Origin of the sequence: Cyanobium sp. Morenito 9A2, assembly GCF_024345575.1 — a bacterium.
Classification (GTDB): Bacteria; Cyanobacteriota; Cyanobacteriia; order PCC-6307; family Cyanobiaceae; genus ATX-6F1.
On record NZ_JAGQBJ010000001.1, the window covers coordinates 33,419 to 53,329 of the forward strand.

24 protein-coding genes are annotated in these 19,911 nt (G+C 68.2%); 11 read left to right on the forward strand and 13 right to left on the reverse strand.

The window, feature by feature from the left end:
• Positions 1–8 precede the first annotated feature (8 nt).
• A complete protein-coding gene (gene rpsD, locus KBY88_RS00190) occupies positions 9–617 on the reverse strand; it encodes a 30S ribosomal protein S4 (RefSeq protein ID WP_254937888.1) in 609 nt (202 codons plus the stop codon).
• A gap of 120 nt (positions 618–737) precedes the next feature.
• Between rpsD and yidD the strand changes: the two genes are divergently transcribed.
• From yidD to aqpZ, 4 genes are all read left to right on the forward strand, one after another.
• Positions 738–968, forward strand: a complete 231-nt coding sequence (yidD, locus tag KBY88_RS00195) for a membrane protein insertion efficiency factor YidD (protein WP_254938467.1) — start codon at positions 738–740, stop codon at positions 966–968.
• A gap of 28 nt (positions 969–996) precedes the next feature.
• Complete coding sequence (locus KBY88_RS00200) at positions 997–1,287, forward strand: glutaredoxin family protein (RefSeq protein WP_396102212.1); 291 nt, start codon at positions 997–999, stop codon at positions 1,285–1,287.
• Positions 1,288–1,342: 55 nt separating this feature from the next.
• Positions 1,343–2,872, forward strand: coding sequence for a UDP-N-acetylmuramoyl-L-alanyl-D-glutamate--2,6-diaminopimelate ligase (locus tag KBY88_RS00205; protein ID WP_254937889.1), 1,530 nt, complete (start codon positions 1,343–1,345; stop codon positions 2,870–2,872).
• A 109-nt stretch (positions 2,873–2,981) separates the two neighbouring features.
• Positions 2,982–3,725 carry an aquaporin Z gene (gene aqpZ, locus KBY88_RS00210; protein WP_254937890.1) on the forward strand — a complete coding sequence of 248 codons (744 nt, stop codon included), beginning with the start codon at positions 2,982–2,984 and terminating at the stop codon, positions 3,723–3,725.
• Positions 3,726–4,438: 713 nt separating this feature from the next.
• On the opposite strand, the gene KBY88_RS00215 is transcribed toward aqpZ, so the two are convergent.
• From KBY88_RS00215 to sppA, 11 genes are all read right to left on the reverse strand, one after another.
• Positions 4,439–5,581 (reverse strand): aminotransferase class V-fold PLP-dependent enzyme, encoded by a 1,143-nt coding sequence (locus KBY88_RS00215; RefSeq protein WP_254937891.1) that lies wholly within the window; start codon positions 5,579–5,581, stop codon positions 4,439–4,441.
• Between the two features lie 110 nt (positions 5,582–5,691).
• Positions 5,692–5,853 carry a hypothetical protein gene (locus tag KBY88_RS00220; protein WP_254938519.1) on the reverse strand — a complete coding sequence of 54 codons (162 nt, stop codon included), beginning with the start codon at positions 5,851–5,853 and terminating at the stop codon, positions 5,692–5,694.
• 104 nt (positions 5,854–5,957) lie between these two features.
• A complete protein-coding gene (locus KBY88_RS00225; RefSeq protein ID WP_254937892.1) occupies positions 5,958–7,436 on the reverse strand; it encodes a Ycf46 family AAA ATPase in 1,479 nt (492 codons plus the stop codon).
• A 6-nt stretch (positions 7,437–7,442) separates the two neighbouring features.
• Complete coding sequence (locus KBY88_RS00230; protein WP_254937893.1) at positions 7,443–7,958, reverse strand: YceD family protein; 516 nt, start codon at positions 7,956–7,958, stop codon at positions 7,443–7,445.
• On the reverse strand, positions 7,955–9,091 hold the full coding sequence (gene yidC / locus KBY88_RS00235) for a membrane protein insertase YidC (protein ID WP_254937894.1): 1,137 nt from the start codon (positions 9,089–9,091) through the stop codon (positions 7,955–7,957). The genes KBY88_RS00230 and yidC overlap by 4 nt, the downstream gene beginning before the upstream one ends.
• A gap of 73 nt (positions 9,092–9,164) precedes the next feature.
• On the reverse strand, positions 9,165–9,599 hold the full coding sequence (locus KBY88_RS00240) for a PH domain-containing protein (protein ID WP_254937895.1): 435 nt from the start codon (positions 9,597–9,599) through the stop codon (positions 9,165–9,167).
• Entirely contained in the window at positions 9,596–9,985 is a 390-nt protein-coding gene (gene rnpA, locus KBY88_RS00245; protein ID WP_254937896.1) for a ribonuclease P protein component, read from the reverse strand. The genes KBY88_RS00240 and rnpA overlap by 4 nt, the downstream gene beginning before the upstream one ends.
• A gap of 37 nt (positions 9,986–10,022) precedes the next feature.
• The gene (gene rpmH / locus KBY88_RS00250; RefSeq protein WP_006170261.1) at positions 10,023–10,160 is read right to left on the reverse strand and encodes a 50S ribosomal protein L34; all 138 of its coding nucleotides are present in this window, start codon (positions 10,158–10,160) and stop codon (positions 10,023–10,025) included.
• 55 nt (positions 10,161–10,215) lie between these two features.
• A complete protein-coding gene (locus KBY88_RS00255; RefSeq protein WP_254937897.1) occupies positions 10,216–10,833 on the reverse strand; it encodes a DUF2808 domain-containing protein in 618 nt (205 codons plus the stop codon).
• 99 nt (positions 10,834–10,932) lie between these two features.
• Positions 10,933–11,313 carry a chorismate mutase gene (gene aroH / locus KBY88_RS00260; RefSeq protein WP_254937898.1) on the reverse strand — a complete coding sequence of 127 codons (381 nt, stop codon included), beginning with the start codon at positions 11,311–11,313 and terminating at the stop codon, positions 10,933–10,935.
• Positions 11,310–12,122: a signal peptide peptidase SppA gene (gene sppA, locus KBY88_RS00265; RefSeq protein ID WP_254937899.1), complete on the reverse strand. Its 813-nt coding sequence runs from the start codon at positions 12,120–12,122 to the stop codon at positions 11,310–11,312. Before sppA ends, aroH begins: the two co-directional genes overlap by 4 nt.
• 53 nt (positions 12,123–12,175) lie before the next feature.
• On the opposite strand from sppA, the gene KBY88_RS00270 reads away from it, so the two are divergent.
• The 3 genes from KBY88_RS00270 to KBY88_RS00280 are packed head-to-tail and all read left to right on the forward strand — an operon-like array spanning position 12,176 to position 16,154.
• A complete protein-coding gene (locus KBY88_RS00270) occupies positions 12,176–13,126 on the forward strand; it encodes a DMT family transporter (RefSeq protein WP_254937900.1) in 951 nt (316 codons plus the stop codon).
• Positions 13,116–14,201 carry a glycosyltransferase gene (locus tag KBY88_RS00275; protein ID WP_254937901.1) on the forward strand — a complete coding sequence of 362 codons (1,086 nt, stop codon included), beginning with the start codon at positions 13,116–13,118 and terminating at the stop codon, positions 14,199–14,201. Before KBY88_RS00270 ends, KBY88_RS00275 begins: the two co-directional genes overlap by 11 nt.
• A gap of 39 nt (positions 14,202–14,240) precedes the next feature.
• A complete protein-coding gene (locus KBY88_RS00280) occupies positions 14,241–16,154 on the forward strand; it encodes an ArnT family glycosyltransferase (RefSeq protein ID WP_254937902.1) in 1,914 nt (637 codons plus the stop codon).
• 21 nt (positions 16,155–16,175) lie between these two features.
• Here the strand turns inward: KBY88_RS00280 and KBY88_RS00285 are convergent, their stop codons facing one another.
• Positions 16,176–16,703 (reverse strand): DciA family protein, encoded by a 528-nt coding sequence (locus tag KBY88_RS00285; protein WP_254937903.1) that lies wholly within the window; start codon positions 16,701–16,703, stop codon positions 16,176–16,178.
• Positions 16,704–16,794: 91 nt separating this feature from the next.
• Between KBY88_RS00285 and KBY88_RS00290 the strand changes: the two genes are divergently transcribed.
• The 4 genes from KBY88_RS00290 to KBY88_RS00305 all read left to right on the forward strand — a co-directional run bounded on the left by KBY88_RS00290 (position 16,795) and on the right by KBY88_RS00305 (position 19,909).
• Complete coding sequence (locus KBY88_RS00290) at positions 16,795–17,571, forward strand: PspA/IM30 family protein (RefSeq protein WP_254937904.1); 777 nt, start codon at positions 16,795–16,797, stop codon at positions 17,569–17,571.
• A gap of 68 nt (positions 17,572–17,639) precedes the next feature.
• Positions 17,640–17,960, forward strand: a complete 321-nt coding sequence (locus tag KBY88_RS00295; RefSeq protein ID WP_254937905.1) for a thioredoxin family protein — start codon at positions 17,640–17,642, stop codon at positions 17,958–17,960.
• The gene (locus KBY88_RS00300; protein WP_254937906.1) at positions 17,947–19,155 is read left to right on the forward strand and encodes an aminotransferase class I/II-fold pyridoxal phosphate-dependent enzyme; all 1,209 of its coding nucleotides are present in this window, start codon (positions 17,947–17,949) and stop codon (positions 19,153–19,155) included. The genes KBY88_RS00295 and KBY88_RS00300 overlap by 14 nt, the downstream gene beginning before the upstream one ends.
• 16 nt (positions 19,156–19,171) lie before the next feature.
• Positions 19,172–19,909 carry a biotin--[acetyl-CoA-carboxylase] ligase gene (locus KBY88_RS00305; protein WP_254937907.1) on the forward strand — a complete coding sequence of 246 codons (738 nt, stop codon included), beginning with the start codon at positions 19,172–19,174 and terminating at the stop codon, positions 19,907–19,909.
• The last annotated feature ends 2 nt before the right edge of the window (positions 19,910–19,911 follow it).

The following is a 19,911-nucleotide window of genomic DNA, read 5'->3' on the forward strand; positions in this document are numbered from 1 at the left end:
CTCGGGGGTCACACCTTGCGGGAGTAGAACTCGACCACCAGCAGTTCGTTGATCTCCAGGGCCACCCATTCGCGCTCGATCCTGCCGTTGACCTTGGCGGTCAGCTTGGCCTTGTCAAGTTCGAGGTTGGGGGGGATGTTGGCCAGGCCGGGGAACTCCAGGTTGCCTTCGGCAAGGCGCTTGCTGGCCTTGCGTTCCCGGATGACGATCACATCGCCGGCCTTGCACTGGTAGCTGGGGATGTCGACGACCCGCCCGTTGACACTCACGTGGCCGTGGTTCACCAGTTGGCGGGAGCCGGGGATGGTGGGGCCGAAGCCCAGACGGAAACAGATGTTGTCGAGCCTGTTTTCCAGCAGCTTGAGCAAGTTGGTTCCGGTGGAACCGTCCTGGGCACGGGCTTTCTTCACGTAGCGCACCAGCTGACGTTCGGAAATCCCGTAGTTGAAACGAAGCTTCTGCTTCTCTTCGAGGCGGATGGCGTATTCGGAGCGCTTGCGACGGGCTTGGCCGTGCTGACCGGGGGGATAAGCCCGCTTGGCGGACTTACGGGTGAGACCAGGAAGGTCTCCCAAGCGCCGCGTGATCCTCAGGCGAGGGCCGCGGTATCGAGACATTGAGGAAGGAAATCAAGGGTTGAATGGTCGGACGTGGGCCAAGGCCGGGGCATGCTGGAGGGAAGACCTTCACGGGGCCCCGGCTTGGAACGCCAGCCAACGATCCTATCCGCTGGCCTGATGGGTGTTTCAGGGGCTGTCGCCATGGTGCTGGTGGCCCTGATCGGCATCTATCGCCGCTGGATCTCGCCGTTGCTGGCGCCCCGTTGCCGTTTCATCCCCAGTTGCAGCGCCTATGGCCTTGAGGCGATCGGCCGCCATGGCCCCTGGAAGGGGAGTTGGCTCACCCTGCGGCGGCTGCTGCGCTGCCACCCCTTCACCCCCTGCGGCTGCGATCCCGTTCCAGATTGAGCGCCTTTCTGTCTCTCCATTCCTGACTGTGCCCCCCTTGCCTGAGGACGTCTCGTTTCGGCTCTACACACGCTCGGGCTGCTGCCTCTGCGAGGGTCTGGCGGAACGGCTCGCGGCACTCGATCCGGCGCCGGTGCTCGAGTTGATCGATGTGGACGCCGATCCCGAGCTCCAGGCCCGCTACGGGCTGGAGGTGCCGGTGCTGGCCCAGCGCTGGGAGGGGCGCTGGCGGGACCTGGCGCGGGTGTCACCGCGGCTGTCGGGGGACGGGCTGCGGGTTTGGTTGCAGAGGAACAGTTTTCCGCTCCCGCCCGCTTAAAAAGGCCCCGCCCCTCCGCCCGGGGATCCCTCCGGGTGCCGCGACCTCCCCACCCATGAGCCCGTTGCTCCACCCCCTACTGCAGTCGGTCGGTCTGGCGGTCCCCGAGGGCCTGGCCGATGGGGAGGTGGCGGCGGTGAGCTGTGATTCGCGCCGCGTCGGCCCCGGCACCCTGTTCGTGGGCCTTCCTGGCCAGACCGTCGATGGGGGGAGCTTCTGGCCGGCGGCCCTGGCGGCCGGGGCCGTGGCGGCGGTGATCAGTCCGGCGGCGGCGGCGGCGGCCCCGCCCGCGCCGGGGGAGGCCGTGCTGGTGGCCACCGAGCCCCTGGCCACCGTGGCGGGGGAACTGGCGGCGGCCTTTTGGCGCCATCCGAGCCGCAGGCTTGCTCTGATCGGGGTCACCGGCACCAACGGCAAAACCACGATCACCCATCTGATCGAGCATCTGGCGGCGGCTTGCGGCCGCCCCAGTGCCCTGTTCGGCACCCTGGTGAACCGTTGGCCAGGCCTCAGCCAGACCGCCCACCACACCACCCCCTTTGCCGATGAGCTCCAGACCCTGCTGGCGGAGGCGGCCCAGGCCGGCGCCAGCGTGGCGGCCATCGAGGTGAGTTCCCATGCCCTTGATCAGGGGCGGGTGGCCGGATGCGACTTCGCCGGTGCGGTGTTCAGCAACCTCACCCAGGATCACCTCGACTACCACCCTTCGATGGAGGCCTATTTCGAGGCCAAGGCCCTGCTGTTCGCCGCTCCGTTGTTGCGGACGGGCGAGGACCCCCAGGTGGTGGTGAACGTGGACGATCCCTGGGGGCAGCGGCTGGCCGAGCGGCTGGGCCGCCAGTGCTGGCGCAGTTCCTTGCTGGCCAGCGAGTCCGGTGAGGCGGAGCTGCGCATGGCTGAGCTGAGCTTCAGTTCCAGCGGCGTGAGTGGGCGCCTGATCACACCGAAAGGAGAGGGACGCTTCGTTTCCCCCTTGTTGGGGCGGTTCAATCTGATGAACCTGCTCCAGGCCGTGGGTGCGCTGCAGCAGCAGGGGCTGCCCCTGGAGCCGCTGCTGGCGGCGGTGGCCCGATTTGCTGGCGTGCCGGGACGGATGGAACGGGTGACCGCCGGACCCGGCAGCACCGCGTCCGTCCCCACGGTGCTGGTGGACTACGCCCACACCCCCGATGGCCTGGAGAACGCCCTGAAGGCCTCACGCCCCTTTGCCGCCGGACGGTTGATCTGCGTGTTCGGCTGTGGCGGCGACCGCGACCGCGGCAAGCGGCCGCAGATGGGTGCCATCGCCGCCGCCCTGGCCGATCAGGTGGTGGTCACGTCCGACAACCCGCGCACCGAAGATCCCCAGCAAATCCTCGATGACGTGGTGGCTGGCATCCCCGATGGCACCGACCTGCTCGTGGAGGGTGACCGGGCCGCGGCGATTGCTCAGGCGGTGGCGGCAGCCCAGCCGGAGGATCTGCTGCTGATCGCCGGCAAGGGGCACGAGGACTACCAAATCCTCGGTACCACCCGCATCCATTTCGACGACCGGGAAGAGGCGGAGAAGGCGTTGCGAGGCCGCGCCGCGGCCTTAGCCAGTTGAAGGGCACCGGCCCATGTCTCCTGATTCACACCCTGGCCTGGGGATGGGGTGAGATTCGGGGGCCTGAGGGTAACTTTGCGGGGTTGTTCATCCTTTCGTCCCTGCGCCCATGGCTGCTGCTGTCCCTCTGTCGAGGAAGTTCCTGGCTGAACTGATCGGCACCTTCTGGCTCGTGTTCGGCGGCTGCGGCAGTGCCGTTCTGGCGCTGGTTTTTCCCTATGACCAGGCCGCCAACAACCCCCTGGGCCTTGGTTTGCTGGGGGTCTCTCTGGCCTTCGGTCTCACCCTGCTGACCATGGCTTACACCATTGGCCATGTCTCGGGGTGCCACATCAACCCTGCCGTGAGCTTCGGTCTCTGGGCCAGTGGCCGCTTTCCAGGATCCCACCTGCTCACCTACATCTCCGCCCAGGTGCTCGGCGGAGTGATCGCCGGTGGCCTGATCTACGGCATCGCCAGCGGTCGGGCCGGTGGCTTTGTGCTCACGGGCAGCAACCCCCTGGCCACTAATGGGTTTGGAGCCCATTCACCGGCGGGCTACGGACTTGTCTCGGCCCTGATCATCGAGGTGGTTCTCACGTTCATTTTCCTTCTGGTGATCCTTGGCACCACCAGCAAAGACGCCATCAAGGACCTCGCGGGTGTGCCGATCGGCCTGTCACTGGTGCTGATTCACCTGATCAGCATTCCGGTCACCGCTACCTCGGTGAATCCGGCCCGCAGCACCGGAGTGGCCGTGTGGGTCGGTGGTGAGGCGATCGGGCAGCTTTGGCTCTTCTGGTTGGCGCCGATCGTTGGTGCTCTGCTGGCCGGATGGGTCCATCGCAATCTCCTCGAGGGCCGCGCCGATTGAATCGGACAAGCCTCGGCGCGTGGGGAGATGGATCGACCCAGGTGGTGCGGTTGCTTTGTCCGATTGTTAACGATTGACGTCACGCGCCAGAGGGGCCTCATCGGCCCCTTTTTTCATGGTGCCGTCGAGGTTCCAGAGTCCAGAGGCGCCCAGGGGGCGGGGGCAGCACGGGTGTGTCCTGGGCGGCCGCACAGGACGATGGCTTCTCGCCCTGAGCGAATTTGGTGCCACTGTGCTTACCCGTGCCCCTTTGAGGAGAGCATCGGCGCCGGGGCAATCGGAGGGATTTTTCGGTTACGAGCGCCCTCGTGCCTGAAACGGGGCCCGCGGTGGTGACGAGGGCCGACCTGGGCGGATGGCGCGCCGGGAACAAGGACGCTGGATGGTTTCATTCCAACTGGGGGTGGTAACGAGGGAGGCAGACGGGATTCGGGTTCCATCCCACCACCATCCTGGGGAGCATCCAGAATCACCAGTACATGGGTCGCGCGGGATCCGAAGCAGAGATCCGCTTGGGGCAGAGGGAACCAACACCAGTCCCCTTGCAGGATCAACCAAAACCATGGATCGACGGAACTCCCCAACCAGGTCGTTCATCTGGGCCTGCGGAACCAGTCGACGGTGGGCGTTCTTCAGCCCAGGACTTCAATCCCAGATTGAGGACGGCCGCAAGGAATTAGCCCCTGCCTGGGCGGTGCTGAGAACGCTGCGGCTCAGAGGCTGGCCAGGGCTTCAAGCAAGTGATCCACTTCCCCTTCCGTCGTGGTGAGGTGGGTGCAGGCCCGGAGACAGGCGGGCTGTTCCAGGCTGCGGATCCACAGGCCCCGCTCCCCCAGGGCTTTCACCACAGCGGTGGGGTCGTGGCCCTCCACGTGGAAGCTCACCAGCCCGGCCGTGGGCGGTGCCTCCAGCACGGGCTTCACACCGGCCGCATCCTGCAGGCCCCGCCAGAGGCGTCCGCTGGGCTCTTTGATCAGCTCCAGCCGGCGCTCAATCGGACCCACCTGCTCGAGCAGCTCCAGGGAGTGCAGCAGGCCAGCGACCAGGGGCACGCAGGAGGTGGCCACCTCGAAACGGCGGCCATCGGGGTGCCAGCCGCCGTGCTCGTCGGTTTCCTGGCGCAGGTTGCGCCAGCCGATCAGCGTGGGGCTGGCCTGCTCCAGCACTCGCTCCGAAAGGGCCACGCCCCCCAGCCCCTCGGGGCCGCAGGCCCACTTGTGCCCGGTGAAGGCGTAAATGTCGGCGGCCCCGGCGGCGGGGCCGATGGGCAGGCTCCCAAAGGATTGAGCCGCATCCACCAGCAACCAGGGGCGGCGGGGGTGGGCCGCCAGGCGCTCGGCCACCGCTGGGATCGGCATCTCCACGCCCGTGTTCCAGAGCAGGTGGGAGAGCACCACCAAGCGGGTGGAGGGGGTAAGGGCACGCTCCAGGGCGTCCAGGGCCGCCTCTGGGGCGCTGGCCCCGTTCCCTCCCACCAGCGTCTTCACACCAAAACGGCCCAGCTGGAGACCCTGGCGCCGGGCCAGCTCCGTGCAGGCGGCCACCACGCCGTGGTGTTCGCAGTCGCTGATCAGGATCTGGTCGCCCGGCTCCCAGGGGAGACCCCAGAGCGGCAGCACGCAGCCACTGCTGACATTTTCGGTGAGGGCCAGCCGATGGGTGGGCACACCACAGCTGGCGGCCAGGCTGCGGCGCAGCCTGGATGTGAGCGTCTCCAGCCAGGGCCACAGGGCGCTGGTGAACGGCCCCAGCTCCTGAATCGTGGCGAAGGCCTCGCTGATCGCCTCAAGGGAGGGAGTGGGCAAGGGGCCCTGGCCGCCGTAGTTGAAGTAGGTCTTGTGTGTCAGGGCGGGCATCAGAGCCCGCAGCTGGTCTGGGGTCAGGGAGCCCCTCTGAGGGACACTCTGGGGCTCAGGCAGGGCCATGGAAGGAATCTGCCGTTTCTATCAGCGTTGGTTCGTGGCGCTCAGAGCACCTGGCCCACCATCACCGCAGCCACAGCGGAGAACAGCGTGATCCCCAAGGCGGTGAGGGGATTCTGACCCTGGGCCACCGCAAAGCTGGTGATCACCCCGGCCCCGATGCAGGCCACGGTCAGTTGCATGGCGATGGAAGGGCGTGTCTCCAAGGGATCACCGATCGGGTGGGCTGAAGCTAGGAGTCCTGCCCCGCTCCGCCTGAGCCTCCCCGGGGGCTTCGTTACGGTGCGTTGGCTTTCGTTACCACCCGCAATCAGGGGCGACGGGAGGCGGGGCGGGCTCGGCCGCTGCTGGCCCATTGCTTGAGGGCCTCAAGCTGTTCCCTGGCCGTTCGTGCCAGGGGCACCAGTTGGGCCGCCGCGCCGATCAGGTCGGCCTCGCCGAACTCCCGGCCCTCGCTGAAGGCCAGATGCATGGCCTCCACCACAGTCTGCTCCAGCTCGGCGCCGGAGAATCCCTCGCTGCGGTCGACCACCACCTCCAGCGGTATGGCGTGCTCGGGCCGCCGCCGCCGCAGTTGCAGATCGAGGATGGTCCGCCGCTCGATGGCATCCGGGAGATCGAGCAGAAAGATCTCATCGAAGCGGCCCTTGCGCAGCAGCTCCGCCGGTAACCGCTCAATGCCGTTGGCGGTGGCCACCACAAAGACCGCTGAGCTCTTTTCGGCCATCCAGGTGAGCAGGCTGGCCAGCACCCGCTGGCTGGTGCCGCCGTCGCTGCGGCCGTCACCGCCGAAGCCCTTGTCGATCTCGTCGATCCAGAGCACGCAGGGGGCCATGGCCTCCGCCCGCTGGATCATTTCCCTGGTGCGCGCCTCGCTCGCCCCGACCAGCCCGGCGAACAGCCGGCCCACATCCAGCCGCAGCAACGGCATCGCCCAGCCGTGGGCGATCGCCTTGGCGGTGAGCGACTTGCCGGTGCCCTGGGGTCCCACCAGAAGCACCCCCCGGGGGAGGGGCAGTCCGTAGCGACGCGCCTCGTCGCTGAAGGCCTGGTGGCGCCGCTCCAGCCATTGCTTCAGGGCCTCGTGGCCACCGATGTCGGCGGGACTGGCCTCACTGGGGCAGTACTCCAGCAATTCGCTGCGGGCGATCGCCTGGCGCTTCTCCTCCAGGATTTCGGCCAGATCGTCACTGCCCAGGCGGCCGCGGCGGGCCAGCCCCCGCGCGGCCACCTGACGGATGCGCTGTTCGCTCAGGCCACTGCAGCTATGGGCGAGCTGCTCCAGTTCGTTGGGCGCCAGGGGCTGTTCGCTGGCCTGGGCGATGCTCATCAGCAGCGCGCGGATCGCGTCGGGCTCGGGCAGGGGCAGATCGAGAACCGTGATGCACTCCTCCAGCTCCCGAGGCAGCTGCCACTCGGCGGCGGTGATCACCACGGTGTGCGGGTGTTGGCGCAGGCTGACGAACAGATTGCGCAGCTTGCGGCAGACGGCCCCGTCTTCGCTATAGCGGTGGAAGTCATGCAGCACAAGGATCGCTCCTTGCACGCCCGTGAGCCCATCGAGGCACTGGAGGGCCGCCAGGGGGTTGCGGGCGGCCTCACCCTCGCGGTTGGGCAGTCCGCGCAGGCCCTGGATGAAATCCCAGCGCAGCAGCAGGCGTTGGCCCAGCCGCCGCGCCCCCTCCCCCAGCAGGGTGGCGATGCGCTCCTCTTCGGGGCTGCGGATCCAGAGGATCGGCGTGCGGGCGCGGATCAGCAGATCCAGATGGTCTGACCAGGTCTGGCCCATGGCGACTCAGGGCAATGGCAGGTTGCGAAGGGCCGCCCATCGGGGGTCCCCGCCGCCGGTGCTGGATGGGTGCCCTGCGGGGGGCGCCTTCCCAGGCAGATCCGGGCCTGGGCAGTCCAGGCCGCAGTCGTTGCGCAGGGGCAGTTGCAGGTGGAGCTGCTCGAACAGCCAACGGGCTGGATCGAAACTGCTGCGGGGATCAAGGGTTTCCAGGGGAACGTCCGAATCCAGCTCCAGCACCGCCCCGGTTTCATCCCTGGGTTCACCCAGCTCGATCAGCTCATGGCTATCGGTCGCCAGGGGATGGTTGTAGGAGCCCAGGCAGCGATCACAGCAGAGGTTGACGATCGTTTCAGCCCGGGCCCGCACCTCAAGAACGGTGCCTTGGTGCCGTGCCTCCAGTTCCCCCCGCACCGGGGTGAGGCTGTCCAGGTCGTCGAGGGGTTGATCCACACTCCAACGGCGTCCAGCCGGCAGAAGCCTGAGCTCCTGCAGGGGCACCGGCCGGAGCGCATCGCTCACTTTTTGCCCTTGGGCTCGAAGGGCAGCCGATCGATCCCAGCCCCTCCGGCGCTGGCCGTCACGGTCTGTTGGGTGAGCTGCTGATCAAGGATCGCCTGGAGGTTGTCGGGCAGGGCCTCACGGGTGAGCAGGAAGGTCTGCAGGGCCTGGAAGATGTTGGCGACAACCATGTAGAGGAGGACCCCGGCCGGCAGGGGGAAGAACAGGAACATCCCCGTGATCATCACGGGTGTGATCTTGTTGGCGGTGGCCTGCTGGGGGTTGGCGGGCATGCCGAGGCCTGAGAGCACCTGGGAGGCCAGCAGGCTCAGGCCGAAACCTCCCACCAGGATGGCGATGTCCCAGTTGATGGCGCCATCGGTGTAGAAGCCCACCTGGCCGAGGGCCTTGATGAACAGGAAGCCGCTGCGGGCCGCGAGGCCCGGGATGGTGGCCTCCACGGTGGCATCACCGGGGGCCAGGGCCTCAACCGTGCCATCGCTGCTGACACGCACCACCTCCTCACCCTTGCTGACTTTCCAGGAGGGCTTGAAGGCCTCTCCGTTGTCAACACCCGCCAGCAGGGAGCTGAAGGATTCCCCTTGCTTGGTTTCGATGCGCACCTGCTGGCGCTCGCCGACGCCGAGCTTGGTGCCCCCAGGAAGGCTGGCAATCACCGGCACATGCTGGGTTTCAGTGACAAAGATCGAGTGACTGGCGCTGGTGAAGGGCTTCGGCTCCACGGCGGCGATCTGGTCGGCGGGCAGCACCTTGAGGTTGAGGGTGTAGGGCACATCCGCGAACGGTGAACCCCGCAGGGTGGCGAAGAGGGCGAACAGGATCGGCATCTGCACCAGCAGGGGCAGACAGCCCGCCAGGGGGCTGCCGAATTCCTTCATCAGCTTGCCGAGTTCCTCCTGTTGCTTCTGGGGGTCGGAGGCGTGGCGCGCCTTGATCTCGGCCTGGCGCTTCTGCATCACCGGCTGGGCGATGCGCATGCGCCGGGCGCTGCGGATGGAGCCGGCGCTCAAAGGGAAAAGGGCCAGCCGGATCACCACCGTCAGGGCAATGATCGCCAGCCCGTAGCTGGGAACCAATCCGTAGAAGAAATCGAGGATCGGGAGCAGCAGGTTGTCGGAGATGTAGCCGATCACGGCGTCGGGGCGTCAGAGGACGGGGTCGATGGGGCCAGTGTGCATGAGCGCAGGCCGTTGGCGCCGGGCAGCCTCAGGCGCTGGCGGCCTGGGTCGTGCCGAATCCATTGGGAGCTGCGGGGACGCGCGCGGCAATCTGTTCTTTGATGTAGGCCTCCGTTTCGCGGAACCGGGGCACGGCGCGCATCTCCAGGCGGGCTCCGTCGCTCAGCACCAACACCATGTCGCCCCAGAAGCCCAGGCCGCGGGGAATCGAGCGCACCTCCTTGATCTGGCTGTAGACCACCTGGCTGCGGTCCTGGCCCCGCCAGCCCCCCGTCACCGAGACCCGGCGACTGGTGATGCGGAAACGGAGCCAGAGGGCGCGCACGATCGCCCCTACGGCGAAGGGGATGCCGATCACCGTGAGCCCGAAGAGCAGGTTGAGGATCAGATCGCCCCGGGCGGGACCACCCTCGAAGAACAGGGATTCGGAGCTGGTCAGCGTGCTGCTGGGGTCTGTGGTCATGGGCGCAGTCCAGCTTTCAGCAAGAGCTGTGCGCATTCTCCCAGCAGATCGTCGTCGGCGACTTCTGCGCTTCCCGGTTTGAGGCTCAGCAGGAGCCAAATGCCCGGCCCCCGGGGTTCGAGAGCCGAGCAACTCAGCCGCAGACGCCCGTGGAGCAGGCGCCTCAGCCGGTTGCGCTGCACGGCCCGCTTGCTCACCTTGGTGCTGATCACGACGGCGCAGCGGCAGGGGCTGGGTGGTTGCCGTCTGAGTTCGGGTTTCAGCAGGGTGTCGCGGGCAGGAATCAAGCGCAGCACCATCCATAGGCCTTGGTGACGCACCCCCTGCTTGTACAGGTGGTCGAACACGGAACGGCCCCTCAGCCGATGTTCCCTGGGCAGGACCATGGCTGCGGGGCCGTTGTTGACTGCAGGTTGACGAGCTTCAGACCGCCAGACGGGCACGGCCGCGGCGGCGACGGGTGCGGATCACGCGACGGCCGGTGTGGCTGCGCATGCGCACACGGAAACCGGAGACCCGCTTGCGTTTGCGACTGGTTCCTTCAAGGGTCCGTTTGGTCATGGCTCCGGCTCTGCGGCGGTTTGGACAGGATGGATCAACTTATCAGCCGGTGCGCTCAGTTGGATGGATCGATCTGGATGATCCAGCTTCCCAGATAGCCGGCCATGGGCACGTCGCCAGGGGCTTGGGCCAAGGCGTTGAACTGGTACATGCCGATGTTGAAGGGGTTGAACAGGTTGATGTACACCCCGATCGTTTTCGCATCCGAGACCGGTGTGTTGGGGAAAATGTCGATCGATCCCCCCCCCTTGGGGATCTCCACCACAGCAGGAATCTCCTCTAGGCAGCGCGTACGAGAGAGCATCCCACCCTCCTTCATCACACATAATTTGACATCTTTTGGGTCGATTTTCACATCGAATGAGGGTGGGATGGAGATGCTCAGTTTGAGGATGGCGGTCTTGCGGTCTTTGGGTTTGAGGATGAGGTAATACTCCGAGCGCTTCAGTCGGCCGGAGTCGGTAATGAAGTAATAGAGCCTGCGGTAATCCTTATTGTTATCCCAGCGAAACTCCAGCAGGCCGGGTGTTCCCTGGGCCCGGGCCGGAGCAGATGCGGTGCCCTCCAGCAGGGCGAGGCCACCGGCCACAGCCAGTCCGCCGAGCAAGGTGGCACCGGCAGTAGCGGCAGCGATGGCCAGGGGACGCCGCAGGACGGCAAGCGGGGAGGTCATGGTGGTGAGGAGTGGCGGGCACCGAGGCGGAGCGCCATGGAATCGATTCTGTTCAGAATGGGGGATCACCAGCCCGGGCGGTGGGCGGCAGTGGAGCTGTCAGTTGTGACCAGATCGGTCCGGGCGCAGCTGGGCCGCCTCCCTGAGGTAGGGGTGGATCACTGGGCGCTCACGCTCCATCCAGGCGTGCGCCAGCAGCCGGATGCAGTGGGTCAGATCACCGGCCACGGCCATCTGCTGGCAGTCCAGTAGGGCGACGGCGTCCCAGCCCGCTTGGCGCCGGGCCACCGCCGCCGGAAAACAGGCATCCAGATCCGCAGTGCAGCTGAACGTGACGGACAGCACGTGATTACCGTCGAGCTGGTTGCGCTCGATCAGCGCTCCGATCAGCTCAGCCACCGCCTCACTAATGGCCTCGGCGGTGTTGGCGCTGGCGGTGGTGGCCCCCCGCAGGGCCCGCAGGGCCAGGGTCGCGCTCATGGGCGGTAGAGCCAGAGGGGCTGACCTCCCCAGGCCAGCTCGAGGCTGAGGGCCGTTTGCAGCTCACCCCAGAGGGCGCGACCGGGGATCAGCACCCCCAGTCCCTTGCGTGGTCTGCCGAAGGTCACCGGCCGGGTCTTCTCCTCATCGAGATCGGCCAGGCGGGCCGCCAGCCGCCGGGCGTCCTCCTCATCCCCCAGCTCATCCACCAGGCCCAGCTCCTTGGCCTGGGCGCCGCTGAACACGCGCCCGTCGGCGAAGCTGCGCACCACGCTCTCGCTCAGCCCGCGCCCCTCGGCCACAGCAGAGACGAACTGGCCGTAGCTGGAGTCGATCAGGGCCTGCAGCAGCTCCCGCTCCCCCTCGCTGAGGGCGCGGTCCGGGGAGAGGATGTCCTTGTAGAGGCCGCTCTTGACGGTTTCGAAGCTGATGCCGATGCGCTCCAGCAGCTTCGAGAGGTTGTTGCCCCGCAGGATCACGCCGATCGAGCCGGTGATGGTGCCGGGGTTGGCGACGATTCGCTCGGCGGCCACGCCCACGTACACCCCACCAGAGGCGGAGATGTTGCCGAAGCTGGCCACCACTTTGCAGCCCTTGGCCCGCAAACGCAGCAGGCCGGCGTGGATCTCCTGGCTGTCGCCCACGGTGCCCCCGGGGCTGTCGATGCGCAGCAGGAGGGCGGGGAATTCACGTTCCTCCACCTGGTGCAAGGCCTTGAGCACCCGCTCCCGGGTGGCACCGGCGATCGGTCCTTCGATGGCAATCCTGGCCATCTTGCGGCGGGACTTGCGGCGCCAGGGCCAGGGCATGAAACGCAGTGCGCAGTGGCTGGATCTTAAAAAGGGGCTCCCACTCCTGCCCAATGCCCTCTCTGCCGCGCTGGCTGCTGATGCTGCTGCCTTTCGCGCTCTGGGGCACGGCGATGGCCGCCATGAAACCACTCCTGCCGGGCGCGGGTCCGCTCACCCTCGCCTGGATGCGCCTGGTGCCCGCCGGTGCTCTGGTGCTTCTGGCCGCTGTCCTGTCGGGTCGCCCCCTGGGGGTCGATCGCCGCGACCTGGCCTGGCTGCTCCTGTTCGCCTCGATCGACGGCACCTTGTTTCAGGCGTTGCTGGCCAGGGGCCTGGGCCAGACCGGCGCTGGATTGGGGTCAGTGCTGATCGATTCCCAACCCCTGGTGGTGGCACTGCTGGCCCGCAGCCTGTTTGCTGAGGCGATCAATCCGGTGGGTTGGTTTGGCCTGCTGCTGGGGCTGCTGGGGATCGTGTGTCTGGGCTTGCCGGCGCCGCTCTTGCAGCACTGGTGGCTCGAGGCCCCAACGAGCCTGGGGGCACGGGCCTGGAGCCACGGCGAACTCTGGATGCTGGGGGCTGCCCTGGCGATGGCCTTCGGCACCGTGATCAGTCGTTATGCCTGCCGGTACAGCGACCCGGTGGCGATCACCGGCTGGCACATGCTCCTGGGGGGGCTGCCGCTTCTGGCCGGAGCGGCTCTCGCCCCCCTGGTGTTCAGTGCGGCCCCCCCCTTCTGGCCCGCCTGGTCAGCCCTGGATTGGGGCCTGATGGCCTACGCCAGTATTTTTGGCAGCGCCCTGGCCTACGGCCTGTTCTTCTGGTTCGCCAGCCGCGGCGACCTCACCGGTTTCAGCTCCCTGACCTTCCTCACCCCTCTGTTCGCCTTGGTCTGCGGCCAGCTGCTCCTGGGGGAAGAGCTGCGGCCCCTGCAGTGGTTGGGGGCGGCGGTGGCCCTGGCTTCAGTGTTGCTGATCAATCGGCGCCAGCAGCTCTGGGAGAGGGGGACACATGGCAGCTGAGGCCCTGCGGCTTCTGGTGGTGAGCACACCTGTGGGGACGCTCGGGAGCGGCAAAGGAGGCGGCGTGGAGCTCACCCTGGCCAGCCTGGTGGCGGGGCTGTTGGAACGCGGCCATGGACTTACCGTGCTGGCGGCCTCTGGCTCGCGCTTGCCCGCCGGTTGCGAACGCGCCCGGCTCTGGACGTGCCCCGGGGTTGACCAGCCCAGCTGGCAGCACCAGCGGCGGGACGCCCCGGTGCAGATCCCCGTGAACGCCCTGCTGCCGCGCCTGTGGCAGCGGGCGGTGGCGGAGCAGGCGGGCTTCGATGCCCTGATCAACCTGGCCTACGACTGGCTGCCTTTCTGGCTCACGCCGCAGCTGGCGACCCCCCTGCTGCACCTGGTGAGCATGGGCTCGGTGGCGGAGGCCACCGATGCGGTGATCGCGGAGGTGGCGCGCTGGGATCAACGCCGGTTGGCGTTCCACACCCTCACCCAGGCGAAGGATTTTCAGTTGCCCGAACCGCCTGTGGTCGTGGGAAACGGCTTCGATCTGCGCGCCTACGCCTTCTGTGCAGCACCGGAGCCCCTGCTGGGCTGGGTGGGGCGGATCGCTCCGGAGAAGGGGCTTGAGGATGCGGCCCGGGCGGCGGCCCTGCTGGGACGGCGCCTGGCGGTGTGGGGGCTGGTGGAGGATCCCGCCTACGCCGCCGCCGTGGAGGCTTCCGTGTCCGCCGGCACCATCGACTGGCGAGGCTTTCTGCCCACGGCCCAGCTCCAGGCCGAGCTGGGCCGCTGCGCGGCGCTGCTCAACACCCCGAAGTGGAACGAGGCCTACGGCAACGTGGTGGTGGAGGCGATGGCCTGCGGCGTCCCCGTGGTCGCCTACCGCCGCGGCGGACCCGGAGAGCTCGTGCAGCCGGGGGTCAATGGGCAGCTGGTGCCCCCCGACGATGTTCCCGCCCTGGCGGCCGCGGTGGCCGGCGCCGAGGCTCTCGATCGGCGGGGCTGCAGGACCTGGGTGGAGCGAAGCTGCTCTCGCGCCGCCTTCGCCGAACGGCTGGAGCGGTGGCTGCTGGCGGCCCTGGGGCGGTGACAGGCGTGACACCGGTCCGGGAATAGGTTCGGATGCCCCGTGTCCCTCCGCGTGATTCCTGAGCGACCTTCCCGCCTGAGCAGGGGAGTGGTGCTGGGCCTCACCGTCGCGCTCGGGGTGGTGCTGTTCGTCAGGGACCTGGGTAGCTCTGGTCTGGTGGATGAGACCCCGCCACTGTTCGCCGCCGCCGCCCGGGGCATGGCTGAGTCCGGCGACTGGCTCACCCCCGCCGTCAACGGGCTGCCGCGTTACGACAAGCCGCCGCTGGTGTACTGGCTGATGGGGCTGCTCTACCGGCTTCCATGGCAGGAGCAGTGGAACCCCCTGGGCACCTGGGCCGCCAATCTGCCCTCAGCCCTGGCTTCGATCGCCGTGATGGTGGCCCTGGCCTTCACCCTGCTGCGCTGGCCCCAGCCGGCGGGGGCCTTGAATGAGCGGCCACGGTGGCCGGCGTTGACCGCCCTGACGGCACCGTTGGCCTTTGCCCTTTCCCCCCTGGTGATCCTCTGGGGGCGCATCGCCGTCAGTGATGCCCTGTTCAGCGCCTGCGTGGCCCTCAGTCTGTTGCTGTTCTGGCAGGGCCAGGCGGATCCCCGGCGCCGCTGGTGGGCCCCCTGGCCGGTGCTGGGGCTGGCGGTGTTGGCCAAAGGCCCTGTGGCCCTGCTGTTGGTGGGGCTCACCGTGCTTGCTTTTGGGCTGCAGCAGGGCCGCCTTGGCGGTCTGGTGACGGGGTTTCGGCCCCTGCTGGGCCTGGGGATCACCGCCCTGGTGGCGGTTCCCTGGTTCGCCGCTGAGTTGATCGTCCAGGGGAAACCCTTCTGGGACAGCTTTTTTGGTTATCACAACCTGCAGCGGTTCAGCTCAGTGGTGAACCAGCACCTGCAGCCCTGGTGGTACTTCGGTCCGGTGCTGGTGGTGGCCAGCCTGCCGTTCACGCCGCTGCTGCTGCTCGGGCTTGTTCGGACCCTGGGGCGTTCCCCATCTCGGGGCTTGTCAGCGCAAGGCTCGCCCTTTCGAGGCGCATCGAACCCCAGCCTTCCCGCCCAAAGCCTTGGCGCTTTCGCCGCCTGCTGGCTCCTGGTGGTGCTGGCGTTCTTCACGGTGTCGGCCACCAAGCTGCCCAGTTACTGGCTCCCGGCCACCCCGGCGGCGGCCCTGCTCATTGCCATCGCCGCCCAGGGTGCCGATCAGCCGGCTGCGTGGGGCTCAGCGAACCAGGCGGGCGATCGGCCCCTGGACTGGGCCCGGGGCCTGACCTTGTTGCTCGGGGCCGTGCTGGCGGCGGCGCTCTGGGCTTCCCCCCGCTGGGTGCCTCTGATCAACGATCCGGAGATGCCCACCCTTCCGACGGAGCTGCTGGCGAGTGGTCTGGTGCTGCGGGCGGCCTTCTGCTTCTCCCTGGTGGTGGCGGTGGGCCTGGTGCTCTGGCGCTGGCCCCTGCGTCCCCCGGGCTGGTTGCTGGCCGTGCAGCTGCCGGTGGTGCTGTTCCATTCCCTGGCCGTGCTGCCGATGTGGAGCCTCGGGGACGGCGTGCGGCAGCGACCCGTAAGGGAGATCGCCTCGGAGGTGGTGCGCCAGAGGCGGCCGCAGGAATCGCTGGCGATGGTGGGAATCATGAAGCCCTCGCTCCTCTACTACAGCCGCCGGGTGGTGCTCTACGAGGGCCGCTCGCCCCACGCTCTGGTCAACCTCCAGGACCGCCTTTTGCATGAACGCCGCCGCGGCCAGGTCCCCACCAGCGTCGATCAGTCCCCCACCGTCTTGGTCGTGATCGATGCCACCACCTCCCAGGAGCCCTACTGGCAGGGGCTGGCGGCTGAGGAACTGGCCCGTGTGGGCCTCTATCGGCTCTGGCGTCTGGATCGCCGTCGCCTGGGCGCACGGGCCCAGGGGTTGATCGCCAGCTCCGAGGCGCGCCTTGAATGGCGTGATCCGCGACCGGAGCGTTTTTGAGGCTCTTGGCTGGGCGGCTGCTTACCCAGGTTCTTCCGGCTGACGCTGGCAGAAGCTGCAGTGGCCCCAGCGCTGGATTTCTCCCCCTGGGGAGGGACGGCCGCAGTGAGGACACGTGGCCATGCCGTGCACATCCACGCGGCTGGGGTGGACAGCCCAGGAGGCGGCCTCCGCCTCGGCGCCAGGGGTGAAGGCCGCGGCGGGTTGGAGCTGTTGGAAGCGCAGATCACGGACGCTGAAGCCAGCCCCACGCAGGGCCCCCAGCAGCTGGTGACGGTTGTAGCGGAGGCCCTGAAGCCACTGGGGGTGGCTGGCCCCCACCGTGAGCAGGCCGGCGCGGAAGCTCAACGGCTGGCAATGGGGCGCCAGCTGGGGACCGGCAATGCGTGGCCAGGCCTGCCAGAGGGCCGCCAGGTTTCCCCGCCGCTGCCATTCATGCTGAAGGCGCTCAAGGCAGTCACCCAGGGCCGTGGCCGGCGGCCGCGGCGCCGCCATCAGCAGGGAGAGGTTCCCGATCCGGCGGGTCTGGTCGGGGTGGGCGCGAGCCATGGGGGCAGGCTAGGTGCGGGCAACCGGCCGTGGCTGGACATCGTTCTTCAGCCACCTGCCGCTACCCTCCAACTTGCCCCCTTTTTGATCCATGGGCTTCTTCGATCGGTTGAGCCGCCTGCTGCGCGCCAACCTCAACGACCTGGTGAGCAAGGCCGAAGACCCCGGGAAGATCCTGGATCAATCGGTGGCCGACATGCAGGCCGACCTGGTGAAGCTGCGCACGGCCGTGGCCACCGCGATCGCCAGCCAGAAGCGCATCCAGAACCAGGCCGAGCAGTCAGAGGCGCAGTCCAAAACCTGGTACGAACGGGCCGAACTGGCCCTCAAGAAGGGTGAGGAGGATCTGGCTCGCGAAGCCCTCAGCCGCCGCAAGACCTACCAGGACACGGCCACTGCCCTGAACGCCCAGCTGAGTGGCCAGGCGGGCCAGGTGGAGACCCTCAAGAAGAGCCTGCTGGCGCTCGAGGGCAAGATCGCCGAGGCGAAGACCAAAAAGGACATGCTCAAGGCCCGGTCCCAGGCCGCCCAGGCCCAGGAGCAGCTCCAGAGCGCCGTCAGCGGGCTTGGCACCAATTCCGCCATGGCCGCCTTCGAGCAGATGGAGGAGAAAGTGCTGCAGCAGGAGGCCCGCAGCCAGGCGGCCGCTGAGCTGGCCGGTGCCGATCTGGAGAGCCAGTTCGCCTCCCTTGAGGGGGGAAGCGACGTTGATGACGAACTGGCCGCCCTCAAGAATCGGCTTGAGGGCGGAGCGGCCGCCATCCCCCTGCCTGCGGCCGATGCACCGCTGCCCAAGCTCGAACCCGCCAAGGCGGCCCAGGTGGATGCCGAACTCGAAGACCTCAAGCGCTCGATCGACAAGCTCTGAGCCGGCGAGAACCAGGGCCTGCCGGTGCCGTCCGGTCCATACAATCGGCCCAGCTTCCGTTCGCCGCCGTGGCTGTCGCCGAGTTCAACGATGCCAACTTTCAGGCCGCCGTGCTCGACGATCCCGGCGCGGTCCTGGTGGATGTCTGGGCGAGTTGGTGTGGGCCCTGCAGATTGATGGCGCCGTTGATGGACTGGGCCGCCAGCACCTATGCGGGCCGTTTGAGCGTGGGCAAGCTCGAATCAGACCCCAATCCCCTCAGCCGCGATGGCCAGAACGTGAAGGGGCTGCCCACCTTGATCCTGTTCCGGGGCGGCTCGGAGGTGGCTCGCCACGAGGGGGCCATGGCCAAACCCCAGCTGCAGGCGTTCCTGGATGCTCACCTCTGAGCGGCTGAAGCGGCTCGGTAGCGGTGTCTTTGCCCGCAACGACCAGCGCAAGGCCGCCTACCTGCAGCGCCGAATCACGGCAGCAGCAACTGGCCAGGTCCTGCCCCCGCTGCTGGATCTCTCCCTGGGCTCCACTGATCTGCAGCCGCCACCTGCGGCGATGGCCGCCATCGCTGAAGCCCTGCGGCAGCCCGCCAGTTCCAGTTACTGCCTCCACGCCGCCACGGGGCCCTTCCGAGAAGCCGTGGCCGCCTGGGCACGGCGCCGCTTCGACGTGGCCGTGGATCCCGAGCGGGAGGTGCTGCTGTTGGTGGGCTCCCAGGAGGGCACCGCCCATTTGCCCCTGGCGGTGCTGAATCCCGGTGACTCGGCCCTGCTGCTGGATCCCTACTATCCCTCCCACCTGGGTGGGCTGCACCTGGCCTCCGCGGAGCCCCGCTTTCTGCGGCTGCGGCCGGAGCAGGGCTGGCGCCCGGATTTTGATCAGATTCCTTCCAGCGCCTGGGACCAACTCAAACTGATGGTGCTGGGCTTCCCCCACAACCCCACCACCACCGTGGGCCAGCAGGCTTGGGTGGACGAGGCGGTCTCCCGGGCCGTGCGCCATGGGTTGGTGTTCGCCCACGACAACCCCTACGTGGATCTGGTGCTCGAGGGCGAGGCCCCGGCCCTCCTGCGCAGTCCGCTCTGGCGCCGCTGCGGGATCGAGTTCTTCTCCTTCTCCAAAGGCTGGTGCCTGGGGGGCTATCGGCTCGCTTTTGCCATCGGCGCCGAAGCACTGATCACGGCCCTGCGCCAGGTGAAGGCGGTGGTGGATTTCAACCAGTCGTTGGCCCTCCAGGCCGGCGCGATTGCCGCCCTGGAGCAGGCGCCAGAGTGGCCGTCCCAGCTCCTGGTCACCTACCGCCAACGGCGTGAGGTGATGGCAGAGGCACTTGAGCGCGAGGGCTGGCCGCTGCAGCGGCCGGAAATGGCGCTTTACCTGTGGTTGGCCTTGCCACCGGCGGCCCGCTCCGCAGGTCTCGATTCCGAAGGTTTCTGCGCCGGGCTGCTGGAGGCCACCGGTGTGGCCCTCACCCCGGGCCATGGCTTCGGGGCGGCTGGGGAGGGCTGGCAACGGCTGGCGCTGGTGCATCCGGTGGCGGAGCTGGAGGCCGGGGCCCAACGCATCGGTGCCTGGCTGCGCAGCCTCTGACGTCCTTGCACACCCCATGATCGGGCGTATCGCCGCCGCCCGACACCAGCTGCGTGGGAGCGCCTGTCGGGGGCTCCCCTGGCGGCTGCGGCGGTGGCCGGTCTGCGCCAGCACCGAGATCGAACTGGAGCGATGGCTGCGGGCGGGAGCCCAACCTCCGCTGGCGGTGCTCTCGGGCCAGCAGCGCTTTGGCCATGGTCAGCAGGGCCGGCCCTGGCAAGCGCCGCCAGGCGGCGTCTGGATCAGCGCCGCCTTGCCCTGGCCCCCGCAGCCCCACGGCACGGCGGCCCTTGGGCTTGCGGTGGCGGTGGGGCTGGCGCTGCAACTCGAAGCACTGGGGCTGAAGCCGCGCCTCAAGTGGCCCAACGATCTGTTGCTCGATGGCGCCAAGGTGGCGGGCCTGTTGCCGCGGCTGCGCCGCCGGGGTGAGCGGATCCGCTGGGCCCAGGTGGGGCTGGGGCTGAACGGCCACAACCCCGTACCCGCCGGTGCGACCTCCGTTGCAAGGGCCCTGGGCCGCCACCGCCTCGACACCGCCGTCCTCGCTGCCCGGGTATTGCTCGCGTTGGAGTGGGCCGCCGCCCAGGCCCTTGCCCCCGAGCGCGTGCGGCGGGAGGCGGAGGCGCGTCTGCTGCTGCCGACGCTGCCGGTGCCGTTCGAGGGGGAATGGTGGCAGGCCCATGGCCTCGGGAGCGACGGGTCCCTCGAGCTGGCCCTGGGCCCGAGGCGGGCGCAGCTACGGCGCCTTTTCTAAGC

Bases quoted from the DNA above. Each gene is read 5' to 3' on its own strand.
- rpsD (WP_254937888.1), bottom strand. From the start codon at position 617: ATGTCTCGATACCGCGGCCCTCGCCTGAGGATCACGCGGCGCTTGGGA.
- yidD (WP_254938467.1), top strand. From the start codon at position 738: ATGGGTGTTTCAGGGGCTGTCGCCATGGTGCTGGTGGCCCTGATCGGC.
- KBY88_RS00205 (WP_254937889.1), top strand. From the start codon at position 1,343: ATGAGCCCGTTGCTCCACCCCCTACTGCAGTCGGTCGGTCTGGCGGTC.
- aqpZ (WP_254937890.1), top strand. From the start codon at position 2,982: ATGGCTGCTGCTGTCCCTCTGTCGAGGAAGTTCCTGGCTGAACTGATC.
- KBY88_RS00215 (WP_254937891.1), bottom strand. From the start codon at position 5,581: ATGCCCGCCCTGACACACAAGACCTACTTCAACTACGGCGGCCAGGGC.
- KBY88_RS00225 (WP_254937892.1), bottom strand. From the start codon at position 7,436: ATGGGCCAGACCTGGTCAGACCATCTGGATCTGCTGATCCGCGCCCGC.
- KBY88_RS00240 (WP_254937895.1), bottom strand. From the start codon at position 9,599: ATGACCACAGACCCCAGCAGCACGCTGACCAGCTCCGAATCCCTGTTC.
- rnpA (WP_254937896.1), bottom strand. From the start codon at position 9,985: ATGGTCCTGCCCAGGGAACATCGGCTGAGGGGCCGTTCCGTGTTCGAC.
- rpmH (WP_006170261.1), bottom strand. From the start codon at position 10,160: ATGACCAAACGGACCCTTGAAGGAACCAGTCGCAAACGCAAGCGGGTC.
- KBY88_RS00255 (WP_254937897.1), bottom strand. From the start codon at position 10,833: ATGACCTCCCCGCTTGCCGTCCTGCGGCGTCCCCTGGCCATCGCTGCC.
- aroH (WP_254937898.1), bottom strand. From the start codon at position 11,313: ATGAGCGCGACCCTGGCCCTGCGGGCCCTGCGGGGGGCCACCACCGCC.
- sppA (WP_254937899.1), bottom strand. From the start codon at position 12,122: ATGCCCTGGCCCTGGCGCCGCAAGTCCCGCCGCAAGATGGCCAGGATT.
- KBY88_RS00270 (WP_254937900.1), top strand. From the start codon at position 12,176: ATGCCCTCTCTGCCGCGCTGGCTGCTGATGCTGCTGCCTTTCGCGCTC.
- KBY88_RS00275 (WP_254937901.1), top strand. From the start codon at position 13,116: ATGGCAGCTGAGGCCCTGCGGCTTCTGGTGGTGAGCACACCTGTGGGG.
- KBY88_RS00285 (WP_254937903.1), bottom strand. From the start codon at position 16,703: ATGGCTCGCGCCCACCCCGACCAGACCCGCCGGATCGGGAACCTCTCC.
- KBY88_RS00290 (WP_254937904.1), top strand. From the start codon at position 16,795: ATGGGCTTCTTCGATCGGTTGAGCCGCCTGCTGCGCGCCAACCTCAAC.
- KBY88_RS00300 (WP_254937906.1), top strand. From the start codon at position 17,947: ATGCTCACCTCTGAGCGGCTGAAGCGGCTCGGTAGCGGTGTCTTTGCC.
- KBY88_RS00305 (WP_254937907.1), top strand. From the start codon at position 19,172: ATGATCGGGCGTATCGCCGCCGCCCGACACCAGCTGCGTGGGAGCGCC.